Origin of the sequence: Streptomyces sp. NPDC096152 (genome assembly GCF_044763235.1) — a bacterium.
Lineage (GTDB): Bacteria > Actinomycetota > Actinomycetes > Streptomycetales > Streptomycetaceae > Streptomyces.
Genome location: NZ_JBIWFW010000006.1, coordinates 116,071 through 133,261, shown reverse-complemented (window position 1 = coordinate 133,261; position 17,191 = coordinate 116,071). Strand labels below are relative to the sequence as shown.

At 74.2% G+C, this 17,191-nt stretch carries 22 protein-coding genes; 18 read left to right on the top strand and 4 right to left on the bottom strand.

Annotated features, from left to right (window positions below):
* The first annotated feature begins 131 nt into the window (after positions 1-131).
* Together ACIQ9G_RS21185 and ACIQ9G_RS21180 are read left to right on the top strand one after the other, a co-directional pair.
* Positions 132-986: a GNAT family N-acetyltransferase gene (locus ACIQ9G_RS21185; protein WP_403611651.1), complete on the top strand. Its 855-nt coding sequence runs from the start codon at positions 132-134 to the stop codon at positions 984-986.
* A 72-nt stretch (positions 987-1,058) separates the two neighbouring features.
* The gene (locus ACIQ9G_RS21180; RefSeq protein ID WP_403611648.1) at positions 1,059-1,865 is read left to right on the top strand and encodes a GNAT family N-acetyltransferase; all 807 of its coding nucleotides are present in this window, start codon (positions 1,059-1,061) and stop codon (positions 1,863-1,865) included.
* A 107-nt stretch (positions 1,866-1,972) separates the two neighbouring features.
* Here ACIQ9G_RS21180 and ACIQ9G_RS21175 read toward each other — a convergent pair whose 3' ends face one another.
* On the bottom strand, positions 1,973-2,245 hold the full coding sequence (locus ACIQ9G_RS21175) for a GlsB/YeaQ/YmgE family stress response membrane protein (RefSeq protein ID WP_403611645.1): 273 nt from the start codon (positions 2,243-2,245) through the stop codon (positions 1,973-1,975).
* A gap of 211 nt (positions 2,246-2,456) precedes the next feature.
* Here ACIQ9G_RS21175 and ACIQ9G_RS21170 point away from each other — a divergent pair, with 211 nt between their 5' ends.
* From ACIQ9G_RS21170 to ACIQ9G_RS21120, 11 genes are all read left to right on the top strand, one after another.
* Entirely contained in the window at positions 2,457-3,905 is a 1,449-nt protein-coding gene (locus ACIQ9G_RS21170; RefSeq protein ID WP_403611642.1) for a hydrolase, read from the top strand.
* Positions 3,906-4,021: 116 nt separating this feature from the next.
* The gene (locus ACIQ9G_RS21165) at positions 4,022-4,336 is read left to right on the top strand and encodes a gas vesicle protein (RefSeq protein WP_403611639.1); all 315 of its coding nucleotides are present in this window, start codon (positions 4,022-4,024) and stop codon (positions 4,334-4,336) included.
* Between the two features lie 38 nt (positions 4,337-4,374).
* On the top strand, positions 4,375-4,911 hold the full coding sequence (gene gvpJ, locus ACIQ9G_RS21160) for a gas vesicle protein GvpJ (RefSeq protein ID WP_403611636.1): 537 nt from the start codon (positions 4,375-4,377) through the stop codon (positions 4,909-4,911).
* Entirely contained in the window at positions 4,908-5,660 is a 753-nt protein-coding gene (locus ACIQ9G_RS21155) for a GvpL/GvpF family gas vesicle protein (protein ID WP_403612619.1), read from the top strand. The genes gvpJ and ACIQ9G_RS21155 overlap by 4 nt, the downstream gene beginning before the upstream one ends.
* Before the next feature lie 4 nt (positions 5,661-5,664).
* Positions 5,665-5,982, top strand: a complete 318-nt coding sequence (locus tag ACIQ9G_RS21150; protein ID WP_403611633.1) for a gas vesicle protein GvpG — start codon at positions 5,665-5,667, stop codon at positions 5,980-5,982.
* On the top strand, positions 5,979-6,410 hold the full coding sequence (locus ACIQ9G_RS21145) for a hypothetical protein (RefSeq protein ID WP_403611630.1): 432 nt from the start codon (positions 5,979-5,981) through the stop codon (positions 6,408-6,410). Before ACIQ9G_RS21150 ends, ACIQ9G_RS21145 begins: the two co-directional genes overlap by 4 nt.
* Positions 6,411-6,416: 6 nt before the next feature.
* A complete protein-coding gene (locus ACIQ9G_RS21140; RefSeq protein ID WP_403611627.1) occupies positions 6,417-7,406 on the top strand; it encodes an SRPBCC family protein in 990 nt (329 codons plus the stop codon).
* Positions 7,407-7,423: 17 nt separating this feature from the next.
* A complete protein-coding gene (locus tag ACIQ9G_RS21135) occupies positions 7,424-7,780 on the top strand; it encodes a gas vesicle protein (protein WP_403611624.1) in 357 nt (118 codons plus the stop codon).
* Positions 7,777-8,613 carry a GvpL/GvpF family gas vesicle protein gene (locus ACIQ9G_RS21130; protein ID WP_403611621.1) on the top strand — a complete coding sequence of 279 codons (837 nt, stop codon included), beginning with the start codon at positions 7,777-7,779 and terminating at the stop codon, positions 8,611-8,613. Before ACIQ9G_RS21135 ends, ACIQ9G_RS21130 begins: the two co-directional genes overlap by 4 nt.
* The gene (locus tag ACIQ9G_RS21125) at positions 8,610-8,858 is read left to right on the top strand and encodes a gas vesicle protein (RefSeq protein WP_403611617.1); all 249 of its coding nucleotides are present in this window, start codon (positions 8,610-8,612) and stop codon (positions 8,856-8,858) included. Before ACIQ9G_RS21130 ends, ACIQ9G_RS21125 begins: the two co-directional genes overlap by 4 nt.
* Entirely contained in the window at positions 8,855-9,148 is a 294-nt protein-coding gene (locus ACIQ9G_RS21120) for a gas vesicle protein K (protein ID WP_392195691.1), read from the top strand. The genes ACIQ9G_RS21125 and ACIQ9G_RS21120 overlap by 4 nt, the downstream gene beginning before the upstream one ends.
* Before the next feature lie 251 nt (positions 9,149-9,399).
* Here ACIQ9G_RS21120 and ACIQ9G_RS21115 read toward each other — a convergent pair whose 3' ends face one another.
* The gene (locus ACIQ9G_RS21115) at positions 9,400-9,840 is read right to left on the bottom strand and encodes an SPW repeat protein (RefSeq protein WP_403611614.1); all 441 of its coding nucleotides are present in this window, start codon (positions 9,838-9,840) and stop codon (positions 9,400-9,402) included.
* A gap of 241 nt (positions 9,841-10,081) precedes the next feature.
* Between ACIQ9G_RS21115 and ACIQ9G_RS21110 the strand changes: the two genes are divergently transcribed.
* The 5 genes from ACIQ9G_RS21110 to ACIQ9G_RS21090 are packed head-to-tail and all read left to right on the top strand — an operon-like array spanning position 10,082 to position 15,555.
* Positions 10,082-11,401, top strand: coding sequence for an NAD(P)/FAD-dependent oxidoreductase (locus tag ACIQ9G_RS21110; protein ID WP_403611611.1), 1,320 nt, complete (start codon positions 10,082-10,084; stop codon positions 11,399-11,401).
* Positions 11,398-12,129: a DUF1365 domain-containing protein gene (locus ACIQ9G_RS21105; RefSeq protein WP_403611608.1), complete on the top strand. Its 732-nt coding sequence runs from the start codon at positions 11,398-11,400 to the stop codon at positions 12,127-12,129. Before ACIQ9G_RS21110 ends, ACIQ9G_RS21105 begins: the two co-directional genes overlap by 4 nt.
* Complete coding sequence (locus ACIQ9G_RS21100; protein WP_403611605.1) at positions 12,126-13,397, top strand: class I SAM-dependent methyltransferase; 1,272 nt, start codon at positions 12,126-12,128, stop codon at positions 13,395-13,397. Before ACIQ9G_RS21105 ends, ACIQ9G_RS21100 begins: the two co-directional genes overlap by 4 nt.
* Positions 13,394-14,752, top strand: a complete 1,359-nt coding sequence (locus ACIQ9G_RS21095) for a class I SAM-dependent methyltransferase (RefSeq protein ID WP_403611602.1) — start codon at positions 13,394-13,396, stop codon at positions 14,750-14,752. Before ACIQ9G_RS21100 ends, ACIQ9G_RS21095 begins: the two co-directional genes overlap by 4 nt.
* A complete protein-coding gene (locus ACIQ9G_RS21090) occupies positions 14,749-15,555 on the top strand; it encodes a DUF1295 domain-containing protein (RefSeq protein ID WP_403611599.1) in 807 nt (268 codons plus the stop codon). The genes ACIQ9G_RS21095 and ACIQ9G_RS21090 overlap by 4 nt, the downstream gene beginning before the upstream one ends.
* Before the next feature lie 60 nt (positions 15,556-15,615).
* Here the strand turns inward: ACIQ9G_RS21090 and ACIQ9G_RS21085 are convergent, their stop codons facing one another.
* Complete coding sequence (locus tag ACIQ9G_RS21085) at positions 15,616-16,368, bottom strand: anti-sigma factor domain-containing protein (protein WP_403611596.1); 753 nt, start codon at positions 16,366-16,368, stop codon at positions 15,616-15,618.
* Positions 16,365-16,949 (bottom strand): sigma-70 family RNA polymerase sigma factor, encoded by a 585-nt coding sequence (locus ACIQ9G_RS21080; RefSeq protein ID WP_403611593.1) that lies wholly within the window; start codon positions 16,947-16,949, stop codon positions 16,365-16,367. The genes ACIQ9G_RS21085 and ACIQ9G_RS21080 overlap by 4 nt, the downstream gene beginning before the upstream one ends.
* Between the last annotated feature and the right edge of the window lie 242 nt (positions 16,950-17,191).

Sequence of the window (17,191 nt, the reverse complement as noted above, 5' to 3'; positions counted from 1 at the left end):
CGGTCCGACGGGCCGCGGCTCCGGCCGGGGCGGTCCGGCCGACGGCAACCGGCGCGAACTCGCCGTGACGCGGCCGCACATGATCCGCGAGGATGCATGCGTCGCAGCCGCCCCCACGGAATGGAGCTCCGATGGCCTCCCCGGTTCCCGAGGACCTCGTCGTCACCCGGGCCACCCTCCAGGACTGGCCGGTGATCAGCGGATGGGCCGCCGACGAGGGGTGGAACCCGGGCCTCTCGGACGGCCCCGCCTTCTTCGCACAGGATCCGGACGGCTTCTTCCTGGGGCGCGTCGACGGCGACCCCGTCTCGGCGATCTCGGTCGTCCACCACGGCCCCGACTACGCCTTCCTCGGCTGCTACCTGGTCCGCCCCGAACTGCGCGGCCGCGGTCATGGACTGGCCACCTGGAAGACCGCCCTGGCCCACGCCGGGACCCGCACGATCGGCCTCGACGGTGTGGTGGCCCAGCAGGACAACTACCGCCGGTCCGGCTTCGAACTCGCCCACCGGACCGTCCGGTTCAGCGGCCCGGCACCGCGGACCGCGGCGCCGTCGGACGTCCGGCCGGCCGGGCCCGCGGACGTGGAGGCCGTCATCGCGTACGACGCCCTCTGCCACCCGGCCGCCCGCCCGCGGTTCCTCGCCCACTGGCTGACCACCCCCGGGCACCGCGCCCTCGTCCGCAGGACCGGCGCGGGGATCACCGGTTACGGCGTCCTGCGCCCCGCCCGCGACGGCCTGCGGATCGGCCCCCTGTTCGCCGACACCGCCGAGGACGCGCGAGCCCTGTTCGCCGCGCTGACCGCCGGCGTCGAGGGCCACCAGGTGTCCGTGGACGTGCCGGAGACCAACCGGGCGGGTATCGCGCTGGCCGAGGACGCGGGGCTCACGCCGTCCTTCGAGACGGCCCGCATGTACACGGGCCCGGTCCGCCCGCACGCCCGGGAACGGATCTTCGGGGTCACCACCCTCGAACTCGGATAGGGCCCTTCTCCCGGATCGGGCCGGCCGCGGAATTCCGTTGCCGCCGCGGTGCGTCGCTGCTCTAGTGGGCGCATGGATCACGCCGCCGTCCTCGCCCTCTACGACCGGGACCTGCGCCGGGGCGCCCGGCCCGACGGACCCGGCGCGCGCGTCGAGCGGGCCGGTGGCGTGGTGCGCCAGATCGGCACCGAGCGGGACTGGAACGGAGTCCTGTGGTCGGCGCTGGACGCCGCCGGCGCGGACGCGGCGATCGCGGGGGAGATCGCCCGCTTCACCGGGCTCGGCCTCGGCTTCGAGTGGAAGCTCCACGGGCACGACCGGCCCGCGGACCTCGGACAGCGGCTCCTGGCCGCCGGATTCACCGCCGGGCCCGAGGAGACGCTGATGGTCGGCGAGGTCTCCGAACTCGCCCTGGACGCCGAGCCGCCCGAGGGGGTGCGGCTGCTTCCCGTCACCGACGCGGCGGGCGTCGGCCTCCTGGCCGAGGTGCACGAGCCGGTGTTCGGCGCGGACGGCTCCCGACTGCGCCACCGCGTCCTCGCCCGGCTCGCGGCCGCCCCGGACACGATGGCCGCGGTCGTCGCCCTCGCCGGGGACGTTCCGGTGAGCGCGGCCCGTATGGAACTGGTGCCCGGCACACGGTTCGCGGGCCTGTGGGGTGGCGGCACCGTCGAGGGCTGGCGGGGCCGCGGTGTCTATCGCGCCCTCGTCGCGCACAGGGCCCGGATCGCCGTGGACCGCGGCTGCCGCTACCTCCAGGTCGACGCCTCCGGCCAGAGCCGCCCCATCCTCGAACGCCTGGGCTTCGCAGCGCTGACCACGACGACTCCGTACACGTACGAGTGCGCGGACCAGGACATGCGCGAGCACGAGAGCTGACGACTGCGCACAGGGGAGAGCCGGCCGCGAGTCGTGACCCGTGACCGGCCGCGCGCCGTCGACAGCCCGCACCCGGTGCCGTCGACGGCCCCTCGACGGCGACCGGTTCAGCGGCGTCCCGCCATCGCCCGGTCCAGGGCGGCGACGCCCACCGCGGCGAGGCCGATCTGGATGAGCCACTCGATCCAGTCGACGCCGTTGGTGTCGGCGACGCCGAGTCCGGCGGCGATCGCCGCGCCGACCAGCGCGGCCACGATGCCGACGACGATCGTCCACAGGACGCCGATGTGCTGACGGCCGGGAACGACGAGCCGGCCCAGGACACCGATGACGATGCCGATGACGATGACGATGGCGCTGATGATTCCCGTGATCTCCATCTTCACCCCTCAGTGAGGTAATCCGCGCTCTTCCTTTGCCCGCTGGTTCCGGAGGCACTCCGTCCGGGTTGTTGCCGGGACCTTCTGTTCACCGGGTGGTCATGCCATGTACCTTTCAACCAAGTGACGCGTGTAGAACCCTCAACTGCGTTCTACGCGCGCAGACTTCGCGCCCGCACCGCTCCCTTCACCCCACTCGGAGGTACGCCGGATGCTCGGATCCAGAAGATTCCGCCGCAGAGTCACCACCGCCCTGACCGGGCTCGGACTCCTCGTCGGGTCGGCCGCACTGCAGGTCGGCGCCGCCGCCGCACCCGCCCACGCGGCCACCACGCACCGCATCCTGTTCGACAACGCCCACGCGGAGACCGCCGGCAACGCCGACTGGATCATCTCCACCAGCCAGCCGGACCCGCTCGGCCAGAACTCCTCCCCGTCCGCCGAGACCGACTGGACCGGCGCGCTGTCCTCCTGGGGCGTGGCCCTGCAGAAGGCGGGCGGTTACAGCCTCAAGACCCTGCCGTCGGGCTCCAGCCTGTCCTACGGCGGCTCGTCGTCGACCGACCTGGCGAACTTCGACACCCTGGTCCTGCCCGAGCCGAACACGATGTTCACCAGCGCCGAGAAGACGGCGATCATGAACTTCGTGAAGAACGGCGGCGGCCTGTTCATGATCTCCGACCACACCGGCGCCGACCGCAACAACGACGGCTACGACGCGGTCGAGATCCTGAACGACCTGATGACCAACAACAGCGTCGACTCCACCGACCCGTTCGGCTTCTCCATCGACTCGCTGAGCATCAGCTCCGACCACCCCGCCGCGATCAACGACAGCACCGACCCGGTGCTGCACGGCTCCTTCGGCGACGTCACCAAGAGCCTGATCGCCAGCGGCACCACCGCCACCCTCAAGCCGGCGGACAACGCCGGCGTCAAGGGCCTGCTGTACCGCACCGGGTACTCCGGCAACACCGGCGCCTTCTTCGCCACCAGCACCTTCGGCAGCGGCCGGGTGGCCTTCTGGGGCGACAGCTCACCCGTCGACGACGGCACCGGCCAGTCCGGCAACACCCTCTACGACGGCTGGAACGACTCGAGCGCCACCAACGCGCCCCTCGCCCTCAACGCCACCGCCTGGCTGGCCGGCGCGGGCACCAGCGGCGGGGGAGGCGGCACCGGCTCCTGCACCGCCGCCCAGCTGCTCGGCAACCCCGGCTTCGAGTCCGGCGACACCACCTGGAGCGCCACCACCGGGGTCATCACCAACGACACCGGCGAGGCAGCCCGCACCGGCTCCTACAAGGCCTGGCTCGACGGCTACGGCACGGCGAACACCGACACCCTCGCGCAGACGGTGACGATCCCCTCCGGCTGCACCACCGCCACGCTGAGCTTCTACCTCCACGTGGACACGGCCGAGACGACCACCACGACGGCGTACGACACCCTGAAGGCGCAGGTGCTCAACAGCGGCGGCACCGTGCTGTCGACCCTCGCGACCTACTCGAACCTCAACGCGGCGAGCGGCTACACGCAGCGCAGCTTCAACCTTGCCGCCTACGCGGGCCAGACGGTGACGGTCAAGTTCACCGGCACCGAGGGCTCCCAACTCCAGACGTCCTTCGTCATCGACGACACGGCGCTGAACGTGGGCTGACACCCCCCGTGCGGCAGGGCCCGGCACCCGGTGCCGGGCCCTTCGTGTGTCCGGGGCGCGACCGGATGGCCTAACCCGGCACGCGCCCGCCGGGGACCGCGGTCAGAGTGGGCTTCATGACAGAAGCTGGCGAACGACGGCGCGGTACGGCCTCGGCCCCGACGCGCGGGCGTGGGGTGCGCGGCGCCCAGGACGCCGCCCGGTGCGCCGCCGACGGGCTGGTCCAGCTCGTCAGCCACCGCCTGGAAGGCGTGTCCTCGGTGTGCCGCAGCGAGGACGACGGCTGGCTCGTCAACGTCGACGTGCTGGAGCTGGCCCGCATCCCCGACACGACCAGTCTGCTCGCCACCTACGAGGTCGAACTGGACTCGGCGGGCGAGCTGCTGCAGTACCGCCGGATCGCGCGCTACCGGCGCGGTGCCCAGGACTGACGACCGGGCCCTCGGCCCGCCTCCGGAAGGACCGTTGCATGATCACCTATGACGACGAGGTCGTCTGCGCGCCCCGCGCCGGAACCCTGTACGACGTACTCGAGCTCATCCTCGACCGCGGCATGGTGATCGACGTCTTCGTACGCGTCTCCCTGGTGGGCATCGAGATCCTCAAGGTGGACGCCCGGATCGTGATCGCCAGTGTCGACACCTATCTGCGGTTCGCCGAGGCCTGCAACCGCCTCGACCTGGAGCACGACGTCCGCAGCAAGACCGTGCCCGAGCTGTTCGGCGGGGGGTCGGCCAAGAAGGCCGTCGTCAAGGCGGGCGCCAAGCGCGGCGCCCGCTCCCTGACCTCGAAGGTCAGGGAGATGCTCACCCCGGAGGAGCGGGAGGAAGAGGAGGAGACGGAGGAGGAAGAGGAGGAGCCCAGGAGGCGCCGCGGCGAGCGCGAGCCGGAGCGGAAACGGCCGACGCGCCGCCCGCCCGAGGAGGGCCGCGGCAGCTCGGGCCGCCGCCGCGGTGACGACGAGCGGCCCCGTGCCCGCTCCCGCCGCTCCGACGGGGAGGACTGACCGTGACGGACACCGCCACCGCCCTCAGCACCCTCTACGTCTACGGCATCACGCACGCCGGGGTGCGGGCCCCGGCCACGCCCGGCGTGGGCGGCGCCCCGGTACGCCTGGTGACCGAGTCCGGCCTGTGCGCCGCCGTCTCCGACCCGCCCGGGCAGGTCCGCGCACGCCGCCGCGACCTGACGGCCCACCAGGCGGTGCTCGACGAACTCGCCGCGCAGGGCCCCGTCCTGCCGATGCGGTTCGCGGTGGTCAGCCCCGACGCGGACACCCTGCGGGCCCAGCTGCGCGCCGACCAGGACCGTCTGTCGGCGCAGCTCGACACGGTCCGGGGCTGTGTGGAGATGAACGTCAAGGGCTCGGTCGTGTCCGGCTACTTCGCCGAGCTCGTGCGCCGGGACGAGAAACTGCGTGCGCTGGCCCACCGGACCCGGCGCAGGCCGGACTACGAGGCCAACGTGCGGCTGGGCGAGGCCCTCGCCCGCGGCGTCCGGCGCGAGGCGCGGCACGCCGCCCACGAGGTCCTGGCCCAGCTGACTCCGCTGGCCGTGCGCACGGCGCAGGGGCCGCTCGACGACGATCTGGTGCTGAGCGCGTCCTTCCTGCTGCGCGCCGCCGACGAGGAGCGGTTCCGGCAGGCGGTGGCCGCCCAGGCACGCGGCTTCGGGGACCGGCTGGCGCTCAGCGTGACCGGGCCCCTGCCGTGCTACAGCTTCGTCGAGGCGCGTCCCGCCCCGGCCGGGCGGTGACGCGGTGGGCATCGTGAGTGAACTCCTGCTGCTGCCCCTCGCGCCGGTGCGCGGCACGGTGTGGGTCGCCGACCGTCTTCTCGAGGAGGCCGAGCGCCAGATGCGCGACCCGCGGGCGGTGCAGGCCCGGCTGGCCGCGCTCAACCGGGCCCTGGACGACGGCGCCATCGACGAGGAGACCTTCGAGAAGGAGGAGGAACGCCTGCTCGGCCTTCTCGGCAGCCCCGCCCGTCCCCTGGGCGCCCCTCCCGCGGGCCACGTGCCGGTGGCCGCGGGGCGCGCACGGCGGGCCGCGGGCCGCGCACCGGGGAGGCACGGGTGAGCGGCAACCGGGTGGCCCTCGGGGCAGCGGTGGCGGCGGGGTACACCCTGGGCCGTACGAGGAAGGCCAGACTCGCCCTCGCCGTCGGCACCTACCTCGCCGGACGGAGCCTCGGCGTGGCACCGGGCCGGGCGCCGGCGGACCACCCCCCGGGGACGCGGCAGCTCCAGGAACTCGCCGACCAGGTGCGCGGTGAGCTGCTGACCGCCGGACGCGCGGCCGTCAACGCCGTCGTCGACCGCAGGCTGACCCGTGCCGCCGACACGCTCCGGCACCGCACCGACGCGCTCGTCCGCGGGGACGCCCCCCGCCGCCCGTCCGGAGACCGGTCCGAAGAGCGGTCCGCGGAGTGGTACGACGAGGAGTACGGCGAGGAGTACGGCGACGAGTACGGCGACTCGGCCTCCGGCGCGCGGCGGGGGCGGTGAGCGCGGATGACGGGCACCCGGGCGCGGCGCGACGAGCGACCGAGCGGCCCCTCGCCCCTGGACGACCTGACGGACGCCCTCGGCGGCTACCTCTCCGCGCTGGGCAGCAGCCTGGTCGTCAGGGCGGGGGAACGGGTCGGTGACCTCACCGACCGGCTCGCGGACGTCGCGGACGGTGGGCGGTCCGGCGGGCCGGGGGCCCAGCGGAAGCCCCGCGGGGTGAAGGACGCGGTGCTCGGCAGGGTGAGGTCACTCGCCCGTGGCCGTGGCCGCGCTCGCGGTCGCGGCTCGCGCGGTGGCGCGGCGGGGGGCAGCGTCAAGGCGACGCACATCCTGGAGGCCGTCGACGTCGGGGTCCCGCTCCGCACGGCCTACGACCACTGGACGCAGTTCGAGGACTTCAGCCGTTTCACGAAGGGCGTCCGCAGCGTCAGCCGGTCCGACGACGTCAGCTCCGACTGGAACGTCAAGGTCGGCCCGTCGAGCCGCAGTTGGAAGGCCTCCGTCCGCGAGCAGGTGCCCGACGACCGGATCGTATGGACCTCCGAGGGGGCCAAGGGCACCACTCGCGGGGCGGTCACCTTCCACGAACTGGCCCCCAGCCTCACCCGGATCGTCGTCGTGGTCGAGTACTACCCGGCCGGGTTCGTCGAGAAGACCGGCAACCTCTGGCGCGCCCAGGGCCGCCGGCTGCGGCTGGACCTGAAGCACTTCGTGCGTCACGTCACCCTGCACGGCGACGAGGAACTGGAGGGCTGGCGCGGCGAGATCCGCGACGGGGAGGTCGTCCGGTCGCACGAGGAGGCGTGGGAGGACGAGGAGGGCGAGTACGAGGAGGAGGGCGCCTACGGCGAGGAGGACGAGGAAGTGGACGAGGACGCCGAGGAAGAGGAAGAGGACGCCGAGGAAGAGGAAGAGGACGAGTACGCGGAGGACGAGCCCGCTGACGAGTACGACGACGATGCCCACCGCGACCGCGTCCCCCGGCGCCGCTGACCTCCCTGGAGCACCCCGTGACCGACGTCGCCGCCTGGCACACGAACCCGGTGCCGCAGAACTACGCGCCCGCCACCACCAACCTCGCGGACCTCCTCGAACGGGTCCTCGACAAGGGCATCGTGATCGCGGGCGACATCAAGATCGACCTGCTCGACATCGAACTGCTCACCATCCGTCTGCGCCTGTTCATCGCCTCGGTCGACACCGCCAGGAGGGCCGGCATCGACTGGTGGGAGACCGACCCCGCGCTCTCCTCACGGGCCGCGCACGACGCGCTGGCCGAGGAGAACGCACGGCTGCGCGAGCGCCTCGATGCCCTGGAGAGCGCCGAGGACGACGCGGAGGAAGAGGCGGAGGAGGAGAAGGCGTGAAGGACACCCTCACCTACGCGTTCGCCGTGACCCGCACCCCGCCGCCCGGCGACGCGCTGACCGCCGCGGCGGGCCACGGCGGAGGCGGCCCCCTGCGCGTGGTGCGTGCCGGGGCGCTGTGGCTCGTCGTCCAGGACGTGCCGGCGGAGGCCTTCGGCGAGGCGTCGCTCGGCGAGCGGCTCAACCGGCCCGAGGAACTGGAGCGCTGCGCACGCACCCATCACCGGGGCGTCGAGACGGCCGCCCTGTCCGGCCCGGTCGTCCCCCTCCCCATGGCCACCCTGTACCTCGGGGACGGCAACGCGGTGGAGTCCGTGTCCGCCCGCGAGGCGGAGCTGTGCGAACTGCTCGACCGGCTGCGGGGCCGTACGGAGTGGGCGGTGAAGGTACACGCCGTCGAGGCGGCCGGCCCCCCGCCCGGGACCGACGGGACGGGAGAGGACCATGCCCCCGCCGAAGAGGGGGATGCCCCCGGCGGGCGGGCCTATCTCGGCCGGGTCAGCGCCCGGCGGCGGACCCAGCGGGACGCGCGGGAGCGGGCGCTCGCCGCGGCCCACGCGGTCGACCGGGAGCTGCGGCGGTACGCCGTGGCCGCGACACGGCACCGGCCGCAGAGCGAGCACCTGACCGGCCGGAGCGCCCCGCAGCTGCTGAACGCCGCCTATCTGGTCGACGACGCGGAACGGGCCGCGTTCACCCGGGCGGTGGCCGGGTTCGGCGCCGGGCGCGTCGGCACCCTGGTGGAGACGACCGCGTCGGGCCCCTGGATCCCGTACTCCTTCGCCAGGCTGGACCAGGAGTGGAACACCGGGGAACACGAGGCCCGCGCATGACCGTGCCGACAACGCTCGAACCCGGCCGCACGAGTGTGCCCTGGGACGGCCCGGAGCCGTACGCGCCGATCGGGGTGCCCCTGGTCGACCTGCTGGACCGGGTCCTGGCGACCGGCGTGGTGATCAGCGGCGACCTGGTCCTGGCCATCGCCGACGTACCGCTGGTGCGGATCTCGCTGCACGCCCTCCTGGCCTCGGTCAGCGACCGGATCCCGGCGCCCTGGTCGGACAGCGGGCCGCTGTGACCGAGCCGCGCACCCATGCCCTGGACCTCGACCCGGAGACGGTCGCGAACGACCTGGCCGCACTGGTCCTGGCCGTGGTGGAACTGCTGCGGCAGCTGATGGAGCGCCAGGCGGTGCGCCGTTTCGACGAGGGGTCCCTGAGTCCCGACCAGGAGGACCGGCTCGGCACCGCGCTCATGCTGCTGGACCGGCGGATGGACGAGCTGTGCGCGCAGCACGGGCTGCGCCGCAGCGATCTCAACCTGGACCTGGGCCCGCTGGGCCCGCTCCTGGCCGACCCGGACCCCTGATTCGCCCGGCCCGGACCCGTGACGCGCCGCCCCGGACCCGCGACACCTCCGGCGCGCGCGGCGATCGAGCGGGTCGGCAGTGTGGCGGGTCCGCCCGGTCGCCACGAGCCCCGCCCGGCGCCCGGCCGCCGGCACGGCGGAGCCGGTCCGCCTCCGCGGACCGGCCCTCGTGACTCCTTCCCGCCGGCTCCGGGTGCCACGGCCCGGTGGTGTCACGGCCCGGTGGTACCGCGCACCACGGCTCGACGGCCCTACTGCCTGGTGGTGCTCTTCGACGCCGTCATGGCGCACATCACTCCCAGGACGAGGGCCAGGGCGCCGATGACGATGTTGTTCACCACCACGCCGGTGTCCGGGCCCGTGCCGACGACCCAGGGCGCCACGATCATCCAGATCCCCATGGCGCACATGGCCCAGCTCAGTCCGTACATCCGCTCCGGGGCGGTGGTGAACCCGAGGGCCAGCAGCCCGATGGCGATGCCCACGATCAGGTTGTGGGTCGCGAGTGCCGGCTGGCTCGTCGTGTAGTGGAGGATCCACGGGGACGCGGCGCAGTAGAGGCCCAGCAGGAACACCGGGCCGTCCACGAGCGCCACATCGCGGCCACCCAGCATGCGGGCGTAGCGGTCCCGCATCTCCGAGACGTCGGGGTGGGTGGTGATGTCACCTCTGCCGTGCGAGACGTTGGCCATGTCTCGTCTCCTTCTGACTTGCAGGCCTGACCGCGTCTGGTGCGGTGTGCGGTGGGCGCCGCGCACCCTCATTTTGCGCTTATTTCGCCTTTATGTGTAGAGGTGGGAGCGCTCCGCGCCCGCTTTGCTTCACTGCCTCGGACCCAGACCGGAGGAAGATCGCCTCGCCGCCAATCCGCCCCCGCCGCAGCCACGGATTACGCCGGACAGCCGTGACCGCGGCGAGGTGGAGGAGAGACGAATGGCGCAGTCGGGGAGGGCCCCGGACCGATCCGGGGAACGGCCGGGCGAAGGGACGGACGCACGGCGGCGCACCGCCGTCGTCGGCAGCGGAGTGGCGGGGCTGACCGCCGCGTACCTGCTGGCGCGCACCCACCACGTCACCCTGTACGAGGCCGACGACCGGCTCGGCGGACACGCCCACACGCACGACCTGACCTCGCGTGACGGCCGGGTGCACCGCGTCGACTCCGGGTTCATCGTGCACAACCGCCGCACCTATCCGCACCTGTTGCGGCTCTTCGCCGAACTCGGCGTCGCCACGCAGGAGTCGGAGATGAGCATGTCGGTGCGGTGCGAGGGCTGCGGCCTGGAGTACGCGGGCGCACGCGGCCCGGCCGGACTGCTGTCCCGGCCCCGCCACGCGCTGCGCCCGGCCTATCTGCGGATGCTCACCGAGGTCCCGGCCTTCCACCGGGCGGCCCGCGCCGTGCTCGCCCGGGGCGCCGAGTACACGTACACGCTGGGGGAGTTCCTCGACCGCGAGGGCTTCTCGCCGTACTTCCGCGCGCACTTCATGACCCCGCTGGTGTCGGCGGTCTGGTCCTGCGACTCCGTCACGGCCGCCCGCTATCCGGCGGCCTACCTGTTCCGCTTCCTGGAGCACCACGGGATGCTCTCGATCGGCGGCTCGCCGGTCTGGCGCACCGTGACCGGCGGCTCGCGCGCGTACGTGGGCCGCGTCGCCGAACGCCTGGACGCCGTGCACACCGCCACGCCCGTCCGCGCCCTGCGCCGCCACCCCGGCGGCGCCGAGATCACCACCGACGACGGCACCACGGCCTCCTACGACGGCGTGGTGATCGCCGTCCACCCGGACCAGGCGCTGCGGCTGCTGGCCGACGCCACCCCGCTGGAGAAGGAGATCCTCGGCGCGTTCCGCTACTCGCGCAACACCACCCTGCTGCACACCGACACCGCGCTGCTCCCGCGCGCCCGCGGAGCGCGCGCGTCCTGGAACCACCTGATGCCCGCGTGCGGCGCGGACGCGGGCCGGGTGCGGGTCAGCTACGACATGAACCGGCTGCAACGGCTCGACGCCCCCGAGACGTTCGTCGTCACCCTCGGCGGCGAGGACCGGGTCCGCGCCGACCGGGTGCTCGCCCGCATGGTGTACGAACACCCCGTCTACACCCCCGAGTCGGTCGCCGCGCAGCAGCGGCTGCCCGAGCTGACCACGGCCGTCACCGCCTTCGCCGGCGCCTACCACGGCTGGGGCTTCCACGAGGACGGCTGCCGCTCCGGCGTCCGGGCCGCCGAGGCCCTGGGGGTGCGCTGGTGACGGCCCCGCCCGCCCTCTACCCGTGCACCATCACCCACGTGCGCACCGCACCCACCCGGTACGCGTTGCGGCACCGCACCTACCTGTGGCTCATCGACCCCGACCACCCGCCGCGACCGCCCCGCGGACTGCGGTGGCTGGCCCGCTTCGACCCGCGCGACCACTTCGACGGCGACCGGCCCACCCTGCGGGCCGGACTGGACGCCTTCCTCGCCGCGCACGGGGTCGACCTCGCCGGGGGACCGGTCGCGATGCTCACCCACGCGCGCGTGCTCGGCCACGTCTTCAACCCGCTCACCCTGTACTGGTGCCACGGCCCGGACGGCCGCCCGCGCTGCGTGGTCGCCGAGGTCCACAACACCTACGGCGAACGGCACGCCTACCTGCTCCGCCCCGACCGGGCCGGCACCACCGACGCCGACAAGGAGTTCTACGTCTCGCCGTTCTTCCCCGTCGACGGCCGCTACCGCATGCGGCTGCCGCTGCCGCAGGACCGGCTCGGCCTCACCGTGCACCTGGAACGGGAGGGCGCGCGGCCCTTCACCGCGACCGTGCGCGGCACCCGGCGCGAGGCGACCACCCGGGCCCTGCTGCGGCTGGCGCTGCGGCACCCGTGGTCCACCGCCGCCGTGTCGGCCGGCATCCGCCTGCACGGCATCCGCCTGTACCTGCGGGGACTCCCCGTACAGCCCCGTCCCCGCCCCCGCACCCCGGAGAACGTGACATGACGACCGTCGAACCCCGCTGCACCCCCCTCGAGAGGGAAGCCGCCGCGCCCCCGGCCCACTGGCCCGACGTGGCCGCGCCGCCGGCCGCCTCCCCGCTGCGCACCGCCGTCACCGCCGCCGTCGTGCGCCGGGCGCTGGAGCGGCTGCCCCTCCGGGCCCGGTTCGCCGGAGGGCACTCGGCCGGCAAGGGCGGCCCGCTGCTGGAGGTGCGCGACCCGAAGCGCTTCCACGGCCGCATCGGGGCCTCCGGCCTGATTGGGTTCGGCGAGTCGTACATGGCCGGCGAGTGGGACGCGCCCGACCTGGTCGCCGCGCTCACCGTGCTCGCCGCGCACGCGGCCGAGCTGATCCCGCCCTCGCTCCAGCGGCTGCGCGGCCTGTGGGCCCCGCGGCAGCCCGGCGCACGGCGCAACACCCCCGACGGGGCACGCGCCAACATCAGCCACCACTACGACCTGTCCAACGACCTGTTCGCCCTCTTCCTCGACGACACCCTCACCTACTCCTCGGCGGTCTTCCGCGGCTTCCCCGCCCGCTGGGAGCTGCTCGCCGCCGCTCAGCACCGCAAGATCGACCGCCTGCTGGACCTCGCCGGGGCCGGCGAGGGCACCCGGCTGCTGGAGATCGGCACCGGCTGGGGCGAACTGGCGATCCGGGCCGCCGCGCGCGGCGCGCACGTCACCTCGCTGACCCTCTCCCGGGAACAGCGGGAACTCGCCCTGGAGCGGGCGCGGGAGGCCGGCGTGGCCGACCGGGTCCGCGTCGACCTGTGCGACTACCGCGAGGCCCGCGGGACGTACGACGCCGTCGTCAGCGTCGAGATGATCGAGGCCGTCGGCGCGGAGTTCTGGCCCGTCTACTTCCGCACCCTCGACGAACGCCTGGCCCCCGGCGGCCGCGCCGCCCTCCAGGCCATCACCATGCCGCACGACCGGATGCTGGCCTCCCGCGCCACCCACACCTGGATCCAGAAGTACGTCTTCCCCGGCGGCCTGCTGCCCTCCGCCGAAGCCGTCGAGCAGCACGTCCGCGACCACACCCGGCTGACCGTCGCCCGGCGCGACGGCTTCGGCGCGCACTACGCCGAGACCCTGCGCCTGTGGCGGGAGCGGTTCACCGAACGGGCCGACGAGGTCGCCGCGCTCGGCTTCGACGAGACCTTCCGGCGCCTGTGGACCTTCTACCTGGCCTACTCCGAGGCGGGGTTCCGCTCCGGCTACCTCGACGTACAGCAGTACCTGCTCACGAAGGAGAACACCGCCCGATGACCACCGCCCGCACCTCCCGGCCCGAAGCCGCCCGCGCTCCCCGCCCCGGAGCCGACGGTTCCGCCCGGCCCGGAGCCGCCCGGCGGCTCGCCCGGCTCGCCGAGGACGCGCTCGGCGGCCCGCTGCCGGTGCGCCTGCGGGCCTGGGACGGCAGCGAGGCCGGCCCGCCCGACGGCCCCGTCGTCGTCGTACGCTCCCGGCGCGCGCTGCGCCGCCTGCTGTGGGAACCCGGCGAACTGGGCCTGGCCCAGGCCTACGTCACCGGCGAACTCGACGTGGAGGGCGACCTGGCGGCGGGACTGCGCGCCATGTGGGCCGCCGCACGGGAACGCGGACTGCACGCCCCCCGGCTCACCCTCGCCGAGCGGGCACGCGCGGCCGGCGCGGCCGTCCGGCTCGGCGCCGTCGGCCCGCGCCCGGCGGCGCCCGCGTCCCAGGCGCGGCTGCGCGGCGGCCTGCACAGCAAGGCGCGCGACCGGGCGGCCATCAGCCACCACTACGACCTGTCCAACGACTTCTACCGGCTGCTCCTCGACGAGACCATGGCCTACTCCTGCGGCTACTGGGCGAGCGACGAACCCGGCTCCACCCCCGCCGACGCACAGCGCGCCAAGCTGGAGCTGATCTGCCGCAAGCTCGGCCTCACGCCCGGCGCCCGGCTGCTCGACATCGGCTGCGGCTGGGGCTCACTGACCCTCTACGCGGCCGAGCGGCACAAGGCGCGGGTCACCGCCGTCACCCTGGCCGCGGAACAGGCGGCCCATGTGCGCGAGCAGGTCCGCGCGCGGGGACTGGAGGACCGGGTCGAGGTGCTGTGCCAGGACTACCGGGACATCACGGGCGGCGGCCACGACGCCGTCGCCACGGTGGAGATGGGCGAGCACGTCGGGGACGCCGAGTACCCGGCCTTCGCCGCCGCGCTCCACCGGCTGGTCCGCCCGGAGGGCCGGGTGCTGGTGCAGCAGATGTCGCGGGGCCGGACCGCGCCGGGCGGCGGTGCCTTCATCGAGGCCTACATCGCGCCCGACATGCACATGCGGCCGGTGGGCGGAACCGTGGGCCTGCTGGAGGAGGCGGGGCTGGAGGTGCGCTCCGTCGAGTCGCTGCGCGAGCACTACGTCCGCACCGCCTCCGCCTGGCACCGCACGCTGGAGGAGCGCTGGACCGACGTCGTGGGGCTCGTCGGCGAGGAGACGGCACGGGTGTGGCGGCTCTACCTGGTCGGCGGTGCCCTCGCATTCGAGGAGCGGCGCATGGGCGTCGACCAGATCCTCGCGGTCCGCCCCGGCCCCGGCGGACGCAGCGGGATGCCCGTGACGCCCGAGGCCTGGTACGCGGGGCTCGGTCGGCGGTGACCGGCTTCCCCTGGGGCGCCTTCGCGCTCAATCTCGCCTGGGCCGCGGTGGCGGCCCTCGCCGTCATGCTCGTCACCTTCGCCGTCGCCGTGCGCAAGGGCGTGCACCGCGTGGTCGACATCGCCTGGGGCCTCGGCTTCACCGCCGTCGCCCTGGTCACCTACGCGGCCTCCGCCGGTCAGGGGGACCCCGGGCGCCGCGTCCTGGTCACCGGGCTGACGGCCGTGTGGGGGCTGCGGCTCGCCGCGCACATCGCCCGGCGAGGCCGCGGGCACGGCGAGGACCCCCGCTACGAGGCGCTGCTGGCCAAGGCCCCCGGCAGCAGGAACCTGTACGCGCTGCGCATGGTCTACCTCCTCCAGGGCGCCCTGGTGTGGCTGGTGTCCCTGCCGGTCCAGGCCGCCCAGTACGTGCCGGGCGCGATGACCGGCCTCGCCGCGGCCGGCACCGCGCTGTGGGCGGCGGGACTGTTCTTCGAGGCGGTGGGGGACGCCCAGCTGGCCCGGTTCAAGGCGGATCCCGCCAACCGGGGCCGGATCATGGACCGCGGTCTGTGGCGCCTGACCCGGCACCCCAACTACTTCGGGGACTTCTGCGTCTGGTGGGGCCTGTTCCTGATCGCCTGCGACGAGGGCGCCTCGGCGGCGGTGTCGCTCGTGTCCCCCCTGGTGATGAGCTTCCTGCTGATCAGGGGGAGCGGTAAGGAACTGCTGGAGCGGCACATGGCCGAACGCCCCGGATACGCCGAGTACGCGGCCCGGACCAGCGGCTTCATCCCGTGGCCGCCGCGCGGCCGGGACTGAACGCGAAGGGGGCCCGTCCGACGGGACGGGCCCCCTTCGCGCGTGGGGCCGGGGTGCGGATCAGACCGGCAGGTTCATCAGCGCGAGCGGCGCCGACGTGGGCTTGTCCGATCCGCCCCGCGGCTCCACCGTGATGCCCATGGCCGAGGCGCCGTCGACGGCGCCCTGCATCACCACCGTCTGGCTGGCCCGGTGCGGGTCCATCAGACCGGCGGACCGCATGGTGCCGCCGTCGTCGAACCACAGCTGGTAGACCTTTCCCCGCGGCGGCGCGGCCATGCCCGAGGCCACGAACACGGCCCGGTCCCGGCTCTTGGAGACGACCACGCTGCCCCGGGCGCCGTCCGCGAGTGTGGCGCTGCGGGTACGGGCGTCGGGAGCCGCGAGCACGGCGGCCAGCTCGTCCGCCCGCTGCGCGGACGCCCTGGCCTCGGCCCGGGCGTCCTCGGCGCGGTCGTGCTGCCACACCGCGGTGCCGCCGAGCGCGGCCGCCGCGGCCACGCACGCGGCCAGTGCCCACCGGGACAGCCGCCGGGACCCCAGCACGGCGCGGGCCGACCGGGCGGCGGGGGAGGTGGGGGGCACCTCCTGCCGGACGGTGGAGACGCGGTGCAGCACCCGCTCCCTGAGCGCCGGCCGGACCGGGACGGACACGGCGAGCCCGAGCCGGGCCGTGGTGGCGGCGAACTCGGCGACCTCCTGCGCGCAGGCCTCACAGTCCGCGAGGTGCCGCTCGAAGGCCAGGCGCTCGTCCTCGGGCAGGGCGTGCAGGGCGTAGGCGCCCGTCAGTGTGTGCAGGTCGGCGGTGGTCACGCGCTCACTCCCAGGCAGTCACGGAGTCGGATGAGGCCGTCGCGCAGCCGGGTCTTGGCCGTGCCGAGCGGCAGCGCGAGCGCCTCGGCGACCTCGCGGTAGGTCAGCCCCTGGTAGTAGGCGAGGTTGACGGCCTGCCGCTGGATCTCCGTCAGCGTGCGCAGACAGCGCCGCACCTGCTCCCGCTCCAGGTGCGCCTCCACCTGCTCGGTCACCTGGTCGTACTCGGGTGTCCGGTCCAGCAGGGCCGCCTTGTGCTCGCGGGCGGCCGCCGCCTCCGCCGAGCGGACCCGGTCCACCGCGCGCCGGTGCGCGAGCGTGAGGATCCAGTTGATCGCGGAGCCGCGGTCGGCGCGGTACCGGGCCGCCGTGCGCCACACCTCCACCAGCACCTCCTGGGTCACCTCCTCCGACTGCGCCCGGTCGCGCAGCACGCTGCGCACCACTCCGAGAACGGGGCTCGCCACGACGTCGTAGACGGCTGCGAAGGCCTCCTGATCACCCAGGGCCACGCTGCTCATCAGTTCCTGCAGATCCGGCTCGGACGCCGGGTTCCTGCCGATGTACACGGCTTCTTTCACGAGGTGGGTCCTTAGGGAGTGCGACATGGCCGGGCGTAATCCGGTGCCGCGGGTGCGGCGGATTGGTCCGGGACGGAAGGAAGCGCGGGAGATTCACCGTGCGGGGAGATCGGCCGTGCGGGGGAGCCGCGCCGGCCGGGAGGTGGCTTCCGCGCGGTCGGGGCTGCGGGGGAGTGAGCGACCGAGGGGGCAGGGCGCGATCGCCGGGTGGCTCTGTCCCTGGGGGTGGGGACGGACGGGGA

What these genes read in the sequence shown, in the direction of transcription:
- ACIQ9G_RS21185 (WP_403611651.1), top strand. Translation starts at nt 132, where the DNA reads ATGGCCTCCCCGGTTCCCGAGGACCTCGTCGTCACCCGGGCCACCCTC.
- ACIQ9G_RS21180 (WP_403611648.1), top strand. Translation starts at nt 1,059, where the DNA reads ATGGATCACGCCGCCGTCCTCGCCCTCTACGACCGGGACCTGCGCCGG.
- ACIQ9G_RS21175 (WP_403611645.1), bottom strand. Translation starts at nt 2,245, where the DNA reads ATGGAGATCACGGGAATCATCAGCGCCATCGTCATCGTCATCGGCATC.
- ACIQ9G_RS21170 (WP_403611642.1), top strand. Translation starts at nt 2,457, where the DNA reads ATGCTCGGATCCAGAAGATTCCGCCGCAGAGTCACCACCGCCCTGACC.
- ACIQ9G_RS21165 (WP_403611639.1), top strand. Translation starts at nt 4,022, where the DNA reads ATGACAGAAGCTGGCGAACGACGGCGCGGTACGGCCTCGGCCCCGACG.
- gvpJ (WP_403611636.1), top strand. Translation starts at nt 4,375, where the DNA reads ATGATCACCTATGACGACGAGGTCGTCTGCGCGCCCCGCGCCGGAACC.
- ACIQ9G_RS21140 (WP_403611627.1), top strand. Translation starts at nt 6,417, where the DNA reads ATGACGGGCACCCGGGCGCGGCGCGACGAGCGACCGAGCGGCCCCTCG.
- ACIQ9G_RS21125 (WP_403611617.1), top strand. Translation starts at nt 8,610, where the DNA reads ATGACCGTGCCGACAACGCTCGAACCCGGCCGCACGAGTGTGCCCTGG.
- ACIQ9G_RS21115 (WP_403611614.1), bottom strand. Translation starts at nt 9,840, where the DNA reads ATGGCCAACGTCTCGCACGGCAGAGGTGACATCACCACCCACCCCGAC.
- ACIQ9G_RS21110 (WP_403611611.1), top strand. Translation starts at nt 10,082, where the DNA reads ATGGCGCAGTCGGGGAGGGCCCCGGACCGATCCGGGGAACGGCCGGGC.
- ACIQ9G_RS21100 (WP_403611605.1), top strand. Translation starts at nt 12,126, where the DNA reads ATGACGACCGTCGAACCCCGCTGCACCCCCCTCGAGAGGGAAGCCGCC.
- ACIQ9G_RS21095 (WP_403611602.1), top strand. Translation starts at nt 13,394, where the DNA reads ATGACCACCGCCCGCACCTCCCGGCCCGAAGCCGCCCGCGCTCCCCGC.